Origin of the sequence: Streptomyces sp. enrichment culture, from assembly GCF_964273145.1 — a bacterium.
Taxonomy (GTDB): Bacteria; Actinomycetota; Actinomycetes; order Streptomycetales; family Streptomycetaceae; genus Streptomyces.
Window position 1 is genome coordinate 5181907 of record NZ_OZ186873.1, and the last position, 17396, is coordinate 5199302.

14 protein-coding genes are annotated in these 17396 nt (G+C 75.2%); 12 read left to right on the plus strand and 2 right to left on the minus strand.

All coding sequences use genetic code 11. The features are described from left to right. The first annotated feature begins 57 nt into the window (after positions 1-57). From ACSU6Z_RS23330 to ACSU6Z_RS23370, 9 genes are all read left to right on the plus strand, one after another. Complete coding sequence (locus tag ACSU6Z_RS23330; RefSeq protein WP_437050447.1) at positions 58-1413, plus strand: FAD-dependent oxidoreductase; 1356 nt, start codon at positions 58-60, stop codon at positions 1411-1413. 137 nt (positions 1414-1550) lie between these two features. Next, positions 1551-2672: an ABC transporter ATP-binding protein gene (locus tag ACSU6Z_RS23335; RefSeq protein WP_437048409.1), complete on the plus strand. Its 1122-nt coding sequence runs from the start codon at positions 1551-1553 to the stop codon at positions 2670-2672. Further along, positions 2669-3385 carry an ABC transporter permease gene (locus ACSU6Z_RS23340; protein WP_437048411.1) on the plus strand — a complete coding sequence of 239 codons (717 nt, stop codon included), beginning with the start codon at positions 2669-2671 and terminating at the stop codon, positions 3383-3385. Before ACSU6Z_RS23335 ends, ACSU6Z_RS23340 begins: the two co-directional genes overlap by 4 nt. Next, complete coding sequence (locus ACSU6Z_RS23345) at positions 3382-4047, plus strand: ABC transporter permease (RefSeq protein ID WP_437048413.1); 666 nt, start codon at positions 3382-3384, stop codon at positions 4045-4047. The genes ACSU6Z_RS23340 and ACSU6Z_RS23345 overlap by 4 nt, the downstream gene beginning before the upstream one ends. Positions 4048-4169: 122 nt before the next feature. Further along, positions 4170-5126 carry an ABC transporter substrate-binding protein gene (locus ACSU6Z_RS23350; protein ID WP_437048415.1) on the plus strand — a complete coding sequence of 319 codons (957 nt, stop codon included), beginning with the start codon at positions 4170-4172 and terminating at the stop codon, positions 5124-5126. A 170-nt stretch (positions 5127-5296) separates the two neighbouring features. Then, positions 5297-7597 (plus strand): germacradienol/geosmin synthase Cyc2, encoded by a 2301-nt coding sequence (cyc2, locus tag ACSU6Z_RS23355; protein ID WP_437048417.1) that lies wholly within the window; start codon positions 5297-5299, stop codon positions 7595-7597. Between the two features lie 230 nt (positions 7598-7827). Then, on the plus strand, positions 7828-8415 hold the full coding sequence (locus tag ACSU6Z_RS23360) for a PDZ domain-containing protein (protein WP_437048419.1): 588 nt from the start codon (positions 7828-7830) through the stop codon (positions 8413-8415). A gap of 131 nt (positions 8416-8546) precedes the next feature. Beyond that, a complete protein-coding gene (locus tag ACSU6Z_RS23365) occupies positions 8547-9674 on the plus strand; it encodes an aminopeptidase P family protein (RefSeq protein ID WP_437048421.1) in 1128 nt (375 codons plus the stop codon). 69 nt (positions 9675-9743) lie between these two features. Continuing rightward, positions 9744-10757, plus strand: coding sequence for an aminoglycoside phosphotransferase family protein (locus tag ACSU6Z_RS23370; RefSeq protein WP_437048423.1), 1014 nt, complete (start codon positions 9744-9746; stop codon positions 10755-10757). Positions 10758-10799: 42 nt separating this feature from the next. Here ACSU6Z_RS23370 and treZ read toward each other — a convergent pair whose 3' ends face one another. Next, a complete protein-coding gene (gene treZ / locus ACSU6Z_RS23375; protein ID WP_437048425.1) occupies positions 10800-12545 on the minus strand; it encodes a malto-oligosyltrehalose trehalohydrolase in 1746 nt (581 codons plus the stop codon). Positions 12546-12718: 173 nt separating this feature from the next. Here treZ and ACSU6Z_RS23380 point away from each other — a divergent pair, with 173 nt between their 5' ends. Together ACSU6Z_RS23380 and ACSU6Z_RS23385 are read left to right on the plus strand one after the other, a co-directional pair. Beyond that, positions 12719-13270 carry an FHA domain-containing protein gene (locus ACSU6Z_RS23380; RefSeq protein ID WP_437048426.1) on the plus strand — a complete coding sequence of 184 codons (552 nt, stop codon included), beginning with the start codon at positions 12719-12721 and terminating at the stop codon, positions 13268-13270. 168 nt (positions 13271-13438) lie between these two features. Further along, positions 13439-14845, plus strand: a complete 1407-nt coding sequence (locus tag ACSU6Z_RS23385) for a M14 family zinc carboxypeptidase (protein WP_437048428.1) — start codon at positions 13439-13441, stop codon at positions 14843-14845. Between the two features lie 61 nt (positions 14846-14906). Here ACSU6Z_RS23385 and lpdA read toward each other — a convergent pair whose 3' ends face one another. Next, the gene (gene lpdA, locus ACSU6Z_RS23390; protein ID WP_437048429.1) at positions 14907-16331 is read right to left on the minus strand and encodes a dihydrolipoyl dehydrogenase; all 1425 of its coding nucleotides are present in this window, start codon (positions 16329-16331) and stop codon (positions 14907-14909) included. A gap of 109 nt (positions 16332-16440) precedes the next feature. On the opposite strand from lpdA, the gene ACSU6Z_RS23395 reads away from it, so the two are divergent. Further along, positions 16441-17388 (plus strand): LysR family transcriptional regulator, encoded by a 948-nt coding sequence (locus ACSU6Z_RS23395; RefSeq protein WP_437048431.1) that lies wholly within the window; start codon positions 16441-16443, stop codon positions 17386-17388. Positions 17389-17396: the final 8 nt, after the last annotated feature.

Consider the following 17396-nt stretch of genomic DNA (forward strand, 5'->3'; position numbering starts at 1 on the left):
GACACTGCCGGAGAAGCGGACCGTCGGGGCGGGGGCGGCGGGCGGCACGCGGTCGTCGTGGGCGGGAGCCTCGCCGGGCTCCTGGCGGCGCACGTCCTGGCCGGGCACGCCGACCGGGTGACCGTCGTCGAACGCGACCGGTTCCCGGACGGCGGCACGCCGCGGCCCGGCGTGCCGCAGGGCAGGCACCCGCACGTCCTGCTCCAGGGCGGCCAGACCGCCCTGGAATCGCTGCTGCCGGGCTTCCTGGCCCAGCTGCGGGCGGCGGGGGCGCCGCGGGTGGGCATGCCGTCGGACATGGTGCTGTGGCAGGACGGCCGCTGGCTGCGCAGGGTCCCCTCGACGAGCCACCTCTACACCGGCTCCCGCGCGCAGCTGGAGGAACTGGTGCGGCGGCGGGTCCTCGCCGACCGGGTGATCGGCGTGGTGGAGGGTGCCGAGGCCGTCGGACTCCTCGGCGACGCCTCGCGCGTGCGGGGCGTAGTGCTGCGGGACCGCTCCAAGGACGCCGGCGCGGAGCACCGGACCCTCGAGGCCGACCTGGTCGTCGACGCCTCCGGCAGCGGCACGAAGGCCCCGCGGTGGCTCGCGGCGATCGGCGCCGACACCCCGCGCGAGGAGACCATCGACACCGGGCTCGCCTACGCCTCCCGCGTCTACCGCGGCAGGAGGGGGGCCCTCGACGGCGAGACCCTCGGCTACTACGTGTACCCCTGCCCCGACCAGGTCCACGGCGGCGGTGCGCTGCCCCTGGAGGACGGCACCCACCTGGTCATCGTCTCGGGGCTGCGCGGCGACGAACCGCCGACGGAGGCCGACGGGTTCGTGACGTACGTCAAGAGGCTGCCGCATCCGCTCCTGCACCGGTGGCTGGACGAGGCCGAACCGCTCTCGCCGCCGTTCGGCTACCGGCGGACCGCGAACGTCCGGCGCCGCTACGACCTGCCCGGCCGCCGCCCGGCCGGATTCCTCGCCACCGGCGACGCCCTGTGCACCTTCGACCCGATCTACGGGCAGGGGATGGCCGTCGCCGCGATGAGCGCGGTCGCCCTGCGCGACGCACTGGCCGATCCGCGCCGGACCCCCACGACGCGGCGCGTGCAGCGGGCACTCCTGGCGGCGTCCCGGCAGGCGTGGGACATCTCCGCCGGGGCGGACCGCAAGATGCCGGGCGCGGTCGGCACGGCTCTCGACGGCGGGCCCGCGGACCGCGTCGCCGACTGGTACCTGCGGCGTGTCCGGGAACGCTCCCCCGGCGACCCCGTCGTGGGGCGCGCCTTCCGCTCCGTGCTGACCCTCTCCGCGCCCGTCACCGCCCTGTTCGCCCCGCCCGTGGCCCGGGCCGTCCTGTTCCGCCCGCCCGCGCCGACGCCCACCGAACCGCCGGCCGCGCCCGAGGAACCGGGGGCCTGAGCGGGGCCGCCCGCCGGCCCGGCGCGGCGGCCGGGAGAACGGCCGGAAGAAACGACACGGCGTCTACACTCTCCCCCCGACGGCCCGCCGACGCCGGTCGGAAGCGCGGGCCCGGAGCCACCCGGGGGTACGGGGTCTTGATACGGATCGATGAAGTCACCAAGCGCTATCCGGACGGCACGGTGGCGGTCGACCGGCTCCGTCTGGAGATACCCGACCACGCGATCACCGTCCTCGTCGGACCGTCGGGCTGCGGCAAGACCACGACCCTGCGCATGATCAACAGGATGGTGGAGCCCAGCGAGGGCACCATCCTCCTCGACGGCGAGGACATCCGGCGGCAGCCGGTCACCGCACTGCGCCGGTCCATGGGATACGTCATCCAGAACGCCGGCCTCTTCCAGCACCGCACGATCCTCGACAACATCGCCACCGTGCCCCGCCTGCTCGGCTGGGGCAGGCGCAGGGCCCGGGCGCGGGCGGCGGAGCTGATGGAACGCGTCGGCCTCGACGCCTCCCTCGCCAAGCGCTACCCCCACCAGCTCTCCGGCGGCCAGCAGCAGCGCGTCGGCGTGGCGCGGGCGCTCGCCGCGGACCCGCCGGTGCTGCTCATGGACGAGCCGTTCTCGGCCGTCGACCCCGTGGTGCGCAAGGGACTCCAGGACGAACTGCTGCGCCTCCAGGACGAACTGGGCAAGACCATCGTGTTCGTGACGCACGACATCGACGAGGCGATCAGGCTCGGTACCAAGGTCGCCGTGCTGCGCACCGGCGGGCGGCTCGCCCAGTTCGCGCCGCCCGCCGAGCTGCTGTCCGAGCCGGCCGACGCCTTCGTCGAGGACTTCCTCGGCGCCGACCGCGGCATCCGGCGGCTGTCCTTCTTCCCCTCCGCGGACCTGGAGCTGACGACCGGTCCGGTCGTGCCGGCCGACGCCACCGCCGAACGGATCGCCGCCTCCGGCGCCCCCTACCTCCTCGTCACCGACACCGACGGACGTCCCCTCGGCTGGAGCCGGCCGCAGGACCTGACCGCCGGGGACGTCAGGCCGGAGCGGCTGCTGCCGTACGGGAGGCCGTTCGTGCCCGGCACCGACTCCCTGCGGGCCGCCCTGGACTGCGCGGTGCTGTCGCCCACCGGCTGGGCGGTCGCCGTGGACCGCGGCGGCCGGGTGGCCGGGGTCGTCTCCCAGCAGGCGATCGGCGAGGCGATCCGCGGCGCCCACGCCGGGGAACGCGCGAGCAGCAAGATCGCAGGGTGAGCGGCGTGCCCGACGGTTTCTTCGACATCCCCAGCGACCTCCAGCACAGCTACCCGGGCCTGATCGGGCTGCATCTGCGCGAGGCCCTGCTGCCGGTCCTGGCCGGACTGCTGCTCGCGCTGCCCCTCGCCCAGTTGTGCGTGCGGCTGCGCCGGCTGTACCCGCCCGTGCTGGCCGTGACGACCGTGCTGTACGCCGTCCCGTCGCTGGCCTTCTTCGTCGTCCTCATCGACTACACCGGCCAGACCGAGCTGACGGTGATGATCCCGCTCGCCGTCTACAGCCTGGTGGTGCTCCTCCCGGCGATCGTCGACGGGGTGCGTTCGGTGCCCGGGGAGACGCTGGCCGCCGCCACCGCCATGGGCTTCGGCCCCGTACGGCGCTACCTCCAGGTGCAGTTGCCGATCGCCGCGCCCGCGATCGTCGCCGGGCTGCGGGTGGCCACGGTGTCGAGCATCTCGCTGGTCAGCGTCGGCGCCCTCATCGGCAACCAGGGCGCCCTCGGCAACCTGCTCGCGGCGGCGCAGAAGTACGACCGGCCCGTGCTGGCGGTGAACTCCGTGCTCACCACGGCCGTCCTGGCGATCGCGTGCGACGCCCTGCTGGTCCTGGCCCGCCTCCTGCTGACGCCGTGGATGCCGCGCGGCGCGCGGCGCGGTCCGAGGGCCGTGGTGCGGGAGGAACCGCGCACGGCGCGGGAGGCGGCCCGGTGAACGTCCTGGACTTCGTCCACGCCTTCTTCGGCGACAGCGCCCACTGGCACGGCCACGACGGCATCCCGCACCGCCTGCTGGAACACGTCCAGTACTCGCTGCTGGCCCTGCTGCTGGCCGCCGCGATCGGCCTGCCCGTGGGGCTGGTGACCGGGCACACCGGCCGGGGCGGCAACGCCCTCGCCCTCGTGGCCACCGCCGCCCGCGCGCTGCCCAGCTTCGGCCTGCTGGTCCTGATGGCCGTCCTGCTCGGCATCGGGCTGGTGCCCGTGATGATCCCGCTGGTCGTCCTCGCCGTCCCGCCGATCCTGGTGACCACCTACGAGGCGCTGCGCTCCGTGGACCCCTCCCCGGTGGACGCCGCCCGCGGCATGGGCATGGGCGAGGCACGGATCCTGTTCCGGGTCGAGGTGCCGGTGGCGCTGCCGCTGATCCTCGGCGGCCTGCGCTCGGCGGCCGTCCAGATCGTCTCCACGGCCACCATCGCCGCGTACGTCAGCCTCGGCGGACTCGGCCGGTACATCGTCGACGGGCTCTACCAGCGCGACTACGAGAAGGTGGTCGGCGGCGCCACCCTGGTGGCCGTGCTGGCGCTCGTGACCCTCGCGGTGTTCTGGGCGGCGGGCCGGCTGGTGGTGTCGCCGGGAGTGCGCGGACGCTGACGCCACCGGGCCGCGGCCTCCACCGCGGAGCACCGTGCGCGGCGGAAGCGGATCGTCGCGCACGGCGAAAAGTAACCAGCCCGTTGTTGACTGACCTGCAAGGGGCTGGATTGGATCAGTGGATGACGTCTTCCGCGAAGAGCAGCAGGCCCGGGACGAGGCACACCGGCGCGACGGCCGTCGCGCTCACCGCCGCGGCGGCGCTGCTCGCGGGCTGTTCGTCCGGCGGCACCTCCGACGATCCGCTGGCGGGGGAGAAGGCGCAGGCCGGCACCGTAGTCGTCGGCTCGAACAACTTCGCCGAGAGCACACTGCTCGCCGACATCTACGGCGAGGCCCTCAAGGCCAAGGGCATCAAGGTCGAGTACAAGCACAACATCGGCAGCCGCGAGACGACGTACGGACTGATGAGGAACGGTTCCGTCACCGTCCTGCCGGAGTACAACGGGGCGCTGCTGGCCTACCTCGGCGTGAAGACCACGCCGGGGACGGTGGAGGAGACCACCAAGGCCATCGAGGACGAGCTGGACCCGGGGCTGGCGCTGCTGGAGCCGTCGCCCGCGCAGAACAAGGACTCCGTCACCGTCAACGCGGCCACCGCCGAGGAGTACGGGCTCACCGCCGAGTCCTCCATCGGCGACCTGAAGGACATCGCCGGGGACCTGGTCATCGGCGGTTCCCCGGAGTTCCAGACCCGGCACCAGGGCCTGGAGGGCCTGAAGTCGGTGTACGGCGTCGAGTTCGAGTCGTTCAAGGCGCTGGACGCGGGCGGCCCGCTCACCCTGGCGGCGCTGCGGAAGAACACCGTGCAGGCCGCGGACGTCTTCACCACGGACCCGGCCATCGCCGAGGAGAAGTTCGTCGTCCTGAAGGACCCGAAGAACCTCTTCGGGTTCCAGAACGTGCAGCCGCTGGTCCGCGAGGGCGACCTGCCGCAGGAAGGCGTCGAGGCGCTCGACGCCGTCTCCGCCGGGCTGGACACGGCCGCGCTGCGGGAGCTGGACGCCCGGATCCAGACGGGCAAGCGGGACCCGCTGGACGTGGCCAGGGAGTGGCTGAGGTCAAAGGGGCTCGTCTGACGCCGGGCCGCCCCTCACGCACGAGGAAGGCGTCACGGTCCGGCGACGGCGTCCGGGCGGCACCCCGCGTCCCGGCCCGCCGCGCGGGCCGTTCGCGCGGTGTTCACACGATGGTGTGATCATGTCCCGCGCTCCGGGTGCCGCCGAAGGGCCGTGGGTAGGGCCCGCCCATGACGCAGCAGCCCTTCGAACTCCCGCACTTCTACCTGCCGCACCCCGCGCGGCTGAACCCGCACGTCGAGGAGGCCCGCGCCCATTCCACGGCATGGGCACGCGAGATGGGCATGCTGGAGGGCTCCGGAGTGTGGGAGCAGGCCGACCTCGACGCCCACGACTACGGCCTGCTGTGCGCCTACACCCATCCCGACTGCGACGGCCCCGCCCTCTCCCTCATCACCGACTGGTACGTGTGGGTGTTCTTCTTCGACGACCACTTCCTGGAGAAGTTCAAGCGCACCCAGGACCGCGCCGGCGGCCGGGAGCACCTGGAACGGCTGCCGCTGTTCATGCCGACGGACCCCGCCGCCCGCGTACCCGAGCCGAAGAACCCGGTCGAGGCCGGCCTCGCCGACCTGTGGGCCCGCACGGTGCCGTCGATGTCGGCCGGCTGGCGCCGCCGCTTCGCGGTCGCCACCGAACACCTCCTCAACGAGTCGCTGTGGGAGCTGTCCAACATCAACGAGGGGCGGATCGCCAACCCCGTCGAGTACATCGAGATGCGCCGCAAGGTCGGCGGCGCGCCCTGGTCGGCCGGGCTCGTGGAGTACGCGACCGCCGAGGTGCCCGAGGCCGTCGCCGGTTCCCGGCCGCTGCGGGTGCTGACGGAGACGTTCTCCGACGCGGTGCACCTGCGCAACGACCTCTTCTCCTACCAGCGCGAAGTCGAGGACGAGGGCGAGCTCAGCAACGGCGTGCTGGTGCTGGAGACCTTCTTCGGCTGCTCCACCCAGCGGGCCGCCGACATGGTCAACGACGTCCTCACCTCCCGGCTGCACCAGTTCGAGCACACCGCCCTCACCGAGGTGCCCGCGCTGGCCCTGGACATGGGCCTCACCCCGGCCGAGACCGCGGCGGTGGCGGCCTACGCGAAGGGCCTGCAGGACTGGCAGTCCGGCGGCCACGAATGGCACATGCGCTCCAGCCGGTACATGAACGAGCGGGCGCGGCCCACGAACCCCTGGGAGCGCCCGTCCGGGACCGGCACCGCCGCGGCCGACGTCCGCGCCCTGCTGGCGGCGGCCGGCGCCGAACGGCTGCGGTCCTACACCCACACACCGTTCCGGAAGGTCGGCCCGTCCCTGGTGCCCGAGTTCCACCTGCCCTTCCAGGTGCGCCTGAGCCCGCACCTGGAAGGGGCGCGGGAGCGCATCACCGGGTGGTGCAGGCGCATGGGACTGCTGTCGGAGGGCGTCTGGGACGAGGAGAGGCTCGTCGCCTTCGACCTGCCGCTGGCCTCGGCCGGGATGCACCCCGAGGCGGGACCGGACGAGATCGACCTCATCACGCAGTGGCTGGTCTTCGGCACCTACGCCGACGACTACTACCCGGTCGTCTTCGGTCAGCGCCGCGACCTGCCCGGCGCCCGCCTGTGCACCGAACGGCTGTCCGCGTGCATGCCCCTGGACGGCGAGCCGGTGCCGCCGCCCGCCAACGCCCTGGAGCGCTCCCTCGCCGAGCTCTGGCGCCGCACCACGACCGGGATGAACCGTCAGGCGCGGCAGAGCGTACGGGACTCCGTCGACGTGATGACCCAGAGCTGGCTGTGGGAGCTGTCGAACCACATCCAGCACCGGGTACCGGACCCCGTCGACTACCTGGAGATGCGCCGGGCGACCTTCGGCGCCGACTTCCACATGAGTCTGAGCCGCCTGGGCCACGGCCCCGGCATCCCGGACGGCGTCTACCGCAGCGGGCCCATGCGTTCGCTGGAGAACTCGGCCACGGACTTCCTCATGCTCGCCAACGACCTGATCTCCTACCAGAAGGAGATCGAATACGAGGGCGAGTTCCACAACGGCGTCCTGGTCGTGCAGAACTTCTTCCAGTGCGACTACCCGAGCGCCGCCGGGGTGGTCGCCGACCTGATGAACCAGCGCATGCGGCAGTTCGAGCATGTTTGCTCCCACGAACTCCCCTTGTTGTACGAGGAGTTCGAACTGCCGGACACGGTGCGCCAGGCCGTGGAGCGGCATGTGGCGGATCTGCGGAACTGGGTGGCGGGCGTCCTGCACTGGCATCTGGAGTGCCGTCCGCGCTACGGCGCCGAATACCTGGGCCGCCGTACGCACGGCTTCCTGCCCGACCGGCCCCCCGCCGCGCCGGTCCTCCCACGCGCGTTCGCCCCCGCGCCGGACCGAGCCGGAGCGGGCGCGGCTTCCCGGACGCCGGCGCTCGTCGCGCCGTCCGAGTCCGCGGGCGTCCTCGGCGGCACGCCGAGGCCCACCTGGGCCCATCACCCGTCACCTTCCTGACCGGGGGCCGACCGGGAAGAAGCCCCCGCCCGGCCGGACAGGGCGGCCCGCGGGGTACGGCGGCGGGGCCGGCGCGGACTCCGGCCGGCGGACGGAGCCGCCCCGGCCCTCGGCGGGCCGTGGTCTCCCGGCGCTGACCGGTCCCCGGTCCCACCCGATCGTGACTCCTCACCCGATCGTGACTCGTCGGGAGCCGGCGGGCCGGGTAGAGCACCTGCCGGAGGTGGTCCATGGAACAGACCGCGTTGCGTCCCAAACCGATGCCCGGACAGGATCGCGGCGGTGGTGCCGACCGGAGCCCCGCCCGCCGTCCGCCCGGCAAGGGCCTGCGCCGCCGGAGGTTCGAGGCCCTGCGGTCCGGTCTGGTGGCCGGCGCCCTCCTGGTCATCGCCGGAGTGGGGCTCGGGGCGGCGGGCGCCACCGTCATCGGCGGGGGCGCGCCCGTCGGCGCGCGATGGCAGGCGGGCGGGAACGGAACCGGGACGGTGCCGGGCGGCGCGTCCGCGACCCCGGCCCCGCCCTCGCCGGCCGCCGCGCCCTCCCCGGCGCGCGCCCGCGCGACCCTCGGTGTGGAGGCCGTGGACGCCGTCAGGCCCGGGGCGATGGTCGTGGGGGTCCACGTCCCCGGCCCCGGGTACGCGGCCGGCCTGGTCCGCGGCGACGTACTGCTCGCGTTCGGCACCACCCGCATCGACTCGGCCGCCGACCTGGCCCACGCCGTCGCCCGCGCCCGTCCGGGTGTCGCGGTCAAGCTGACGGTGCGGCACGAGAGCGGGGCGTACCAGCAGCTGACGGCGGTCCCGGGGGTCGTCACCTGACCGTCCCCCGGCCGAGGCCGCCCGGGTCCCCTCCCCCCGCGGCCTTCGGCGGCCCGCGGAACCGGCTCGCGCCGCCCCCTCGCTCCGGGCAGGATGCTGCCCGTGGTCACGTCACTTCCAGGGAGGCCCCGATGACCGGCACCATGCCCGCGCCCTTCACCGCAGACGACTACCGGGCCCGCATGGAGCGCGCCGCGCGGGAGGCCGCCGGCGCCGGGCTGGCCGGGCTGCTGGTGGCCCCGGGACCCGACCTGGTGTGGCTCACCGGGTACGCGCCCACCGCGGAGACCGAACGGCTCACCCTCCTCGTCATCGCCCCCGGCCGGGAACCCGTCCTCGTCGTCCCCACACTGGAGGCCCCGGACGCCGAGAAGGCGGCCGGGGCCCCCGCCCTGACCCTGCGCGACTGGACCGACGGCACGGACCCCTACGCCGCCACCGCCGCGCTCCTGGACGGGTCGGGACGCTTCGGCATCAGCGACAACGCCTGGGCACTGCACCTGCTGGGCCTGCAGAGGGCCCTGCCCGGCACCTCCTACGCCTCCCTCACCGAGGCCCTGCCGATGCTGCGGGCCGTGAAGGACACGGCGGAGGTGGAACTGCTGGCCGCCGCGGGCGCGGCGGCGGACGCGGCGTTCGAGGAGATCCGGAAGGTCCGCTTCGCCGGCCGCCGGGAGTCCGCCGTCGCCGCCGACCTCGCCGACCTGCTGCGGCGCTACGGGCACGCGCAGGTCGACTTCACCATCGTCGCCTCCGGCCCGAACGGCGCCAACCCGCACCACGAGGCGGGCGACCGCGTCATCCGGGACGGGGACATGGTCGTCCTCGACTTCGGCGGCCTGAGGGACGGCTACGGTTCCGACACCTCCCGCACCGTCCACGTCGGCGAGCCGACCGACGAGGAGCGCCGGGTGCACGACATCGTGCGCGAGGCCCAGGAGGCGGGTTTCCGCGCGGTGCGCCCCGGCGTGGCGTGCCAGGAGGTCGACCGGGCCGCCCGCGCGGTGATCACCGACGCCGGGTACGGCGAGTACTTCATCCACCGCACCGGACACGGCATCGGCGTCACCACGCACGAGCCGCCGTACATGATCGAGGGCGAGCGGCGGCCCCTCGTGCCCGGCATGTGCTTCTCCGTCGAACCCGGCATCTACCTGCCGGGCCGTTTCGGGGTCCGCATCGAGGACATCGTGACGGTCACCGAAACCGGCGGCCGGCGCCTGAACGACACGACCCGGGAGATGGTCCTGGTGGAGTGACGGACCGCGCCCCGACCGCCCCGGGCGCGCCCGCGCACACCCACGGCCCCCCAACGACACGGCGTGACCATGACCCAGGCACCGACCCCCACCGCGGACACCATCCGCCGACTGGTCCGATCCCTGCTCGAGGACGGTACGGGCGGCACGGGACGCCCGGACGCCGCCGGCGGGCCCGACGTCCGGCCCGTCGCGGCGGGCACGGCCCCCACCGCCTGGTGGGTCGGCACCCGTCACGTGCTGCGCCTGGCCGCCGACCGCGAGGCCGGCGTGCGGCAGCGCCGGGAACTGCGCCTGCGCGACCTGGTCCGCCCGCACGTCCCGGTCGGGGTGCCGGTGAGCGTGGCCCGCGGCGAGTGGGCGCCGGGCCTGCCCTGCACGCTGGACACCAGGGTGCCCGGCGGCTCGGGCGAGGAGCACGACGTGTCCGCCCTCGGCGAGGCCGATCTCGCCGGACTGCTCACGGGGCTGCGGGAGGTGCCGGTGCGGCAGGCGGAGACGCTCGGCGTGCCGCGGACCGCCCCGCGCGACCTGCGGGCGCTGCGCCGGGCCGCCGAACGCGCCGCCCGGCGCCTGGCCGAGGCCGACGAGTTCGACCCGGCCCCGCTCACCCGGCTCACCCCGTCGGCCACGGCACAGCTCGCCGCCCAGCAGGGCGGCCCGGTCCTCGTCCACCACGCCCTGACCGGCGAGCACCTCGCCGTCGGCGCCGACGGCCGGGTGCGCGCCGTCCTCGGCTGGGGCGACGCCGTCGTCGGCGACCCCGCCGAGGACATCGCCGGGCTCGCGCGCGCCGTCGGTGCCCCGGCCGCCGTGCGCGCCGCGACCCTCGCCGGATACGGCGCCCGCCCCTGCCTGCGCGGCCTGTGGCTCGCCCGCTGCGACACGGTCGTCCGCCTCGCCGCCGCCCTCACGGGCCGCGCCCCTGCCCCGCCGGCCCCGCTGCGGTCCCAGCTGCGGCGCGCCTGGGAGGCGATCCTGCTGGAGCGGGTGACGGAACCGCGCGACGACGGCGCGGAGGACGCGGCCCGCCACGGGGACGACGCGGCCGGCCACGGGCAGGACGGGCCCGGCGTCCCGTGACCGGCCTGCCGGCCGGCCCGCGCCCCGCGGCCCGCCGCGCGCTCACTCCTGCAGCAGTACCACGCCCGACTCCCCGGGAACGCGCAGCATCCCGTCCCCGCCCGGGGCGTCGACCGGCTCCCACGCGGCGAGCACGCGCGCGGGGCGGGTGCCCAGGGGGATCGTCGCCGGCTCCGCGCCGAGGTTGACGGCCACCCGGATGTCCCCGCGCCGGAAGGCGAGCCAGCGCCGGTCGCGGTCGTAGGCGACCTTGGTGTCGGCGAGGTCGGGATCGGTGAGGTCGGGCTGTGCGTGCCGGAGGGCGATGAGCGCGCGGTACCAGGCCAGTACGCGCGCGTGGGGCTCGCGCTGCGGTTCGGACCAGTCGAGGCAGGAGCGGTCGCGGGTCGCCGGGTCCTGCGGGTCGGGCACGTCCTCCTCCTTCCAGCCGTGCGCCGCGAACTCCCGCCGCCTGCCGCGCCGTACCGCGTCGGCGAGCTGGGGATCGGTGTGGTCGGTGAAGAACTGCCACGGGGTGCCCGCCGCCCACTCCTCGCCCATGAACAGCATCGGCGTGAAGGGGGCGGTCAGCGTCAGCGTGGCCGCGCAGGCCAGCAGCCCGGGGGAGACCAGGGCGGACAGGCGGTCGCCCCGGGCGCGGTTGCCGACCTGGTCGTGGGTCTGGCTGTAGCCGAGCAGCCGGTGCGCGGCCACGCGTGTGCGGTCCAGGGGGCGGCCGTGTCCGCGGCCGCGGAAGCTGGAGTACGTGCCGTCGTGGAAGTAACCGCCGGTGAGCGTCTTGGCGAGGGCGGCGAAGGGGTCGCGGGCGAAGTCGGCGTAGTAGCCCTGTGACTCCCCGGTCAGCGCGGTGTGCAGGGCGTGGTGGAAGTCGTCGTTCCACTGCGCGTGCACGCCGAGGCCGCCTTCCGCGCGCGGGGTGATGACGCGCGGGTCGTTCCGGTCGGACTCGGCGATCAGGAACAGCGGGCGGCCCGTCTCGGCGGCCAAGGCGTCCACCGCCGCGGACAGTTCCTCCAGGAAGTGGCACGCGCGCGTGTCCACCAGCGCGTGCACCGCGTCCAGCCGCAGCCCGTCGATCCGGTAGTCGCGCAGCCACGCCAGCGCGCTCTGGACGAGATACGCGCGCACCTCGTCGGAGCCGGGCGCGTCCAGGTTCACGGCGTCGCCCCACGGGGTGTGGTGGAGGTCGGTGAAGTACGGGCCGAAGGCGGGCAGGTAGTTGCCGGACGGGCCGAGGTGGTTGTGCACCACGTCCAGGACCACGCCCAGGCCCAGGGAGTGGGCCCGGTCGACGAAGCGTTTCAGCGCGTCGGGGCCGCCGTACGGTTCGTGCACCGCCCACAGCGAGACGCCCTCGTACCCCCAGCCGTGCCGGCCGGGGAAGGGGCACAGCGGCATCAACTCCACGTGCGTGACACCCAGTTCGGCCAGGTGGTCCAGCCGCTCGGCGGCGGCGTCCAGCGTGCCCTCACGCGTATACGTGCCCACGTGCAGCTCGTACAGGACCGCCCCCGGCAGCGGGCGCCCGGGCCACTCGGCGCGCCAGGCGTACCGCTCGTGGTCGACGACCGCGCTCAGCCCGTCCGGGCCGTCCGGCTGCCGCCGCGACCGCGGATCGGGCAGCACCGGCCCGTCGTCCAGCGCGAAACCGTACCGGGAGCCGTCCCGCGCCTGAGCCTCCCCCCGCCACCACCCCGGCCGCTCCGGATCGCGCTCCAACGCGCGCGTGACGCCGTCGCACTGGAGCGTCACACGGCCGGCCTGCGGTGCCCACACCTCGAACTGCACGGACGGTTCCCCTTCGTCTGCTCACGGTGACGTAGCCCGTCCATCGTGCTGCACACACGGTCGATCCGCTGGTGAATGGCGTCTTTCGCGCCGGGTGTCGCCGGGGACGCGCGCGGGGCGGCCGTCCGGCCGTTTTCTGGACACCCAGGCCGCGCTGTCCGACAATCACACGCGTGACGTCGTCTTTCGAATTTCCCGCCTGCCCCGCGCGGCTCTCCGACGCGGAGCGGGACAAGGCACTGAAGGCGCTCCGGGACGGCGTCGCCCTGGGCCGTCTGTCGCACGACACGTTCATCCGCCGGATGGAGCTGGCGCTGGCCGCCCGCCACTCGGAGGAGCTCGTCGCGCTCACCGCCGACCTGCCCACCGAGAACCGGGTGTCGCGGCTGGTGTTCGGAGCGGTCGAGGCGGTGTCCGGCTTCACCGTACGGCTGCGCCGGGCCTGGCAGGCCGAGCGGCTCCCCAAGCTGCTGCTGCCCCACCCCGGCGCCGGCCGGCCACTGCGCATCGGCCGGGATCCCGCCAACGGGCTGCGGCTGAGCCACGAGACGGTCTCCCGCGTGCACGCCGAACTCGGCTTCCAGGGCGGCATGTGGGTCCTGCGCGACCTCGGATCGACCAACGGGACGACCGTCAACGGGCGCCGGGTCGTCGGCGCCGCCGTCGTCCGCCAGGGCGACCAGGTCGGCTTCGGGCAGATGGTGTTCCGGCTGTCGGCCGACTGAGCGGGCGTCAGAGGGAAGCGCGCCCCGCCCCGGCCCCGGCCGGCCGCGTCGGGACCGCGTACCTTCCGCTCCCCGCAGCGGTGTTGACGTGCCCGACAAGTCGTGTCTGACTGTGCGTACACCGCGCACCGCGGGTGAACCGCCGGCGCCCCATCGTGGAGGTGTGCCTTGACGCCCCTCCGTCGCTATCCGACCGCCGACGAACTCGGCGCCCGGGCCGCCGTGCTCGCCGACCGCCACCCCGGCACCGCGCGCCTGCGCCGCGTCGGCGCCTCCCGCGCGGGCACCCCCCTGTGGCTGCTGTCCGTCGGCCGCGGCAGCCGCCAGGCCCTGGTGGTGGCCGGACCCCACGCCAACGAACCCGTCGGCGGCGCCACCGTACTGCGGCTGGCCGAACGCGCCCTGGCCGACCCCCGGCTCACCGAGGACGCAGACGCCACCTGGAACCTGCTGCTGTGCCTCGACCCCGACGGCCTGCGCCGCAACGAGGGCTGGCTGACCGGCCCCTACACCCTCGGCCGCTACGCGCGTCACTTCTTCCGCCCCGGCTTCCTCGAACAACCCGAATGGCTGCCCGACGGCGCGGCCCGCGCCGCCCTGCCGGAGACCCGTGCCCTGCTCGCCCTCCAGGACGAACTGCGGCCCTTCCTCCAGTGCTCCCTGCACGGCGTCGACGTCGGCGGCGGCTTCGTCGAGGTGACCCACCGCCTGCCGGGCCTGCCGCAGCGCCTCGCCCACACCGCGGCCCGCCTCGGCATCCCCCGGGAGCTGGGCCCCTACGACGCCCTGTACTGGCCGAAGCTGGGCCCCGCCGTCTACCGCATACCCCCGCCGCGCCGGGGCGACCCGACCGAGGCCATCACCGAGGCCGCCGTGGAGTCGACGTGGTGCCACCCGAACCGGTACGGCACCGTCACCGCGGTCGTCGAGGCGCCGATGTGGGGCGTGGCCGCCGTGGCGGACGGCTCGCCGCCCGCCGACCCCGACACGCTCCTGCGCGCCGCCAGCCGCGCCCTGCGCCGCGACACCCGGATCCTGCGCGCCCTCCTCGCCCGCGTCCGGCCCCACCTCGCCCCCGGTCCCGACACGGCCCGCCTGCTCGCGCCCGTCGACGACTACCTCCTGGTCTGCCCCCGGCTCGCCGACACCTGGGACCCCGACACCGACGACGGCACGGGGCGCCCCCTCCCACCGCTGACCACCGCCCACCTGACCGCCTTGCGCATCGCGGCCCGCCGGCTGGTCCTGCGGACGGCGGGACTGCTGCACCAGCTGGTGCGGGGCGCCGGGCGCGATCCGGCCGGCGCGCTGCCGGAGCTGGACCGGCTCCTCGACGCGTGGTGCGCCGACTACCGCGACGGCTGCGGGGCGCGCTGGGTCCCGGTCGCGCGCCAGGCCGAGTACCAGGCCCGGATGGTGCTCGCCCTGTTCGACCTCGCCGGGCGGCACGCGCCCGGCCGCTCCCGCCCGGACAGCCCGGACCACCCGGACCACCTGGGGCATCCGGACCGCCCAGGGCATCCGGACCATCCGGAGCGGAGCCCGCGGGCCGCCGTGCCACTGCGTCGGGACTGACCTGCCGGGCCCGCGCCCCGCGGCCCGGCCGTGCGGGACCACGGGACGCGGGCTGCGGCGTTCACTGCTGGTGCAGCCCGCGCCCCGCCAGCGTCAGGAACGCCTCGCCGACCGCCTCCGACAGCGTCGGATGCGCGTGGACGTGCCGCGCCACGTCGAAGGGCTCGGCGTCCCAGCCGACGATCAGCTGGCTCTCGGCGATCATCTCCGACACGTGCGGGCCCACCAGGTGCACGCCCAGCACCCGCCCGCCGTCCGCCTCGGCGACGACCTTCACCATCCCGCCCCGCCCGTGCACCATGCCCTTGGCGACCGCGGTCAGCGGCATCGTGTTGACGTCCACCTCGTGCCCGCGCGCGCGTGCCTCCGCCTCGCTCAGGCCCACGGAGGCCGTCTGCGGCGACGAGTACGTCACCCGGGGCACGGCCGCGTAGTCGACGGGAACGGACGCCACACCCGCCAGCGTCTCGGCCGCCAGCAGGCCCTCCGCGAAGGACGCGTGGGCCAGTCCGAGCGACGGCGGCGGCAGCAGGTCGCCGACCACGTGGATGCCGGGCACCGCCGTCTCCAGCCGGTTCCAGTCGGCCGGTACGACGAACCCGCACGCGTCCGTCGCCAGGCCCGCGGCGGCCAGGTCCAGGCCGTCGGTGACCGGGGCGCGGCCCACCGCGACCAGCAGCCGCTCGGCCTCCACGGCGCGGGTCTCGCCCCGCGCCGTGCGCACGCGTGCGCGTATCCCGTCGTCGAGCACCTCCGCGTCCAGGAGCCGGGCGCCCGCCTGCACGTCGACACCGCGCTTCCCCAGACCGCGCGTCAGGTGACGGGCCACGTCCGCGTCCTCCAGCGGCACGATCCGGTCGGCGGCCTCCACGAGGGTGACCTCCGCGCCCATCGAGCGGTGGAAGGAGGCGTACTCCACGCCGATCGCGCCGCCGCCCAGCACCAGGACGGACGCCGGCAGCCCCGGCGCGAAGAGCGCGTCGTCGCTCGTCACCACGCGGCGCCCGTCCGGGGCGAGCCCGGGGAGCGCGCGTGGGCGCGAACCGGTGGCCAGCACGATCCCCCGGCGCGCGGTGAAGTCGTCCCCGCCGCCGTTCCCGCCGTCCCCTGCGTCCACCCGCACCGAGCGCGGTCCCGTCAGCCGGGCGCTGCCCCGCACCACCCGCACGCCCGCGTGCGAGAGATGGGCCTCCACGCCCTTGTGGTTGCGCCCCACGATGTCGTCGCGGGTGGCGACCAGCGCCGCCCAGTCGACGGAGTCCAGCGTCGCCCTCACGCCCCAGCGCTCGCGCGCCTCGGCGATGCCGTCGACGAGTTCGGCGGCGTGCAGCATCGCCTTGCTCGGGACGCAGCCGCGGTGCAGACAGGTCCCGCCGACCTTGTCGCGCTCGACGAGCACGACGTCGAGGCCCAGGGCGGCGGCGCGCAGGGCGGTGCTGTAACCGCCGGTGCCGCCGCCGATGACGATGACGTCCGGTGTGTTCATGGTCATCAGCCTCCGCCCGCCCCTTGCCATGCGTCCAAGGCAATGTTGTTGTGGGTCCGATGCAGAGCCTCTATGGGAGGGGCAGTGGCGCACCGGCGCGGGGGCGGGGATGAGTCTGCGGCAGATGGAGTACTTCCTGACCGTCGTCGAGGAGGCGTCCTTCACCCGCGCGGCCGAGCTGCTGCACGTCACCCAGCCCGCGCTCTCCCACCAGATCAAGGCCCTGGAGCGGTCGGTCGGCGGTGCGCTGCTGGAACGCATGCCGCGCGGCGTGCGCCTGACCCCGATGGGCCGCGCCTTCCGGCCGCACGCCGAACTCGCCGTCCGCAGCGCCGCCCAGGCCCGCCGCGCGGCCCGCGCCGCCGCCGGAGCCGAGGGCGGCGAACTGCACGTCGCGGCCGTCCACGCGGTGGCGGTCGGCATCCTCCCCGACGCCTTCGCCCGCTGGCGTGCCGCGCACCCCGGCGTCCTGCTGCACCTGCACGAGTACGCGACGACCGAGGCCCTGGAGGAGGCGGTCGAGCGCGGCACCGCCGACCTCGCCGTCGGCCCGGCGCCCGCCCAGTGGGCCGGCACCGTCGTCCCCCTCGGCCAGGAGGAGATCGTCCTCGTCGTCCCCTTCGACGACCGGTTCGCCAACCGTACGACGGTGACGCTGCCCGAACTCGCCGACCGCAGCTGGATCCGCTGCGCCATGGAGGCGGTCGTCGAGGGGCGGCGCTTCCTCGACTGGGCATGCGAACGCGCCGGATTCAGCCCCCGCACCGCCGTGTACACCGAGCACACCTCGACGGCCGTGCGGATGGCCGCCGCCGGGGTCGGCGTCTGCACCGCGCCCTCGTACGTCGTGCGCGGCGCGGTCGGCGAGGACTGCGTGGTCCTGACGCCCGACCCGCCCTGGAAGCGGATGCTGGCGGTCTTCTCCCGCGTCCCGCCCACCGGCGCCGCCGAGGCCTTCGTCGACCTCCTGCGCGCCACCTGGCCCGGGCAGCCGGCCGCCGCCCCGCCCCGGCCGCCCAGCGGCGTCCGCGACGGGCTCCGGGCAGCGGCCGGCTGACGGCCCCG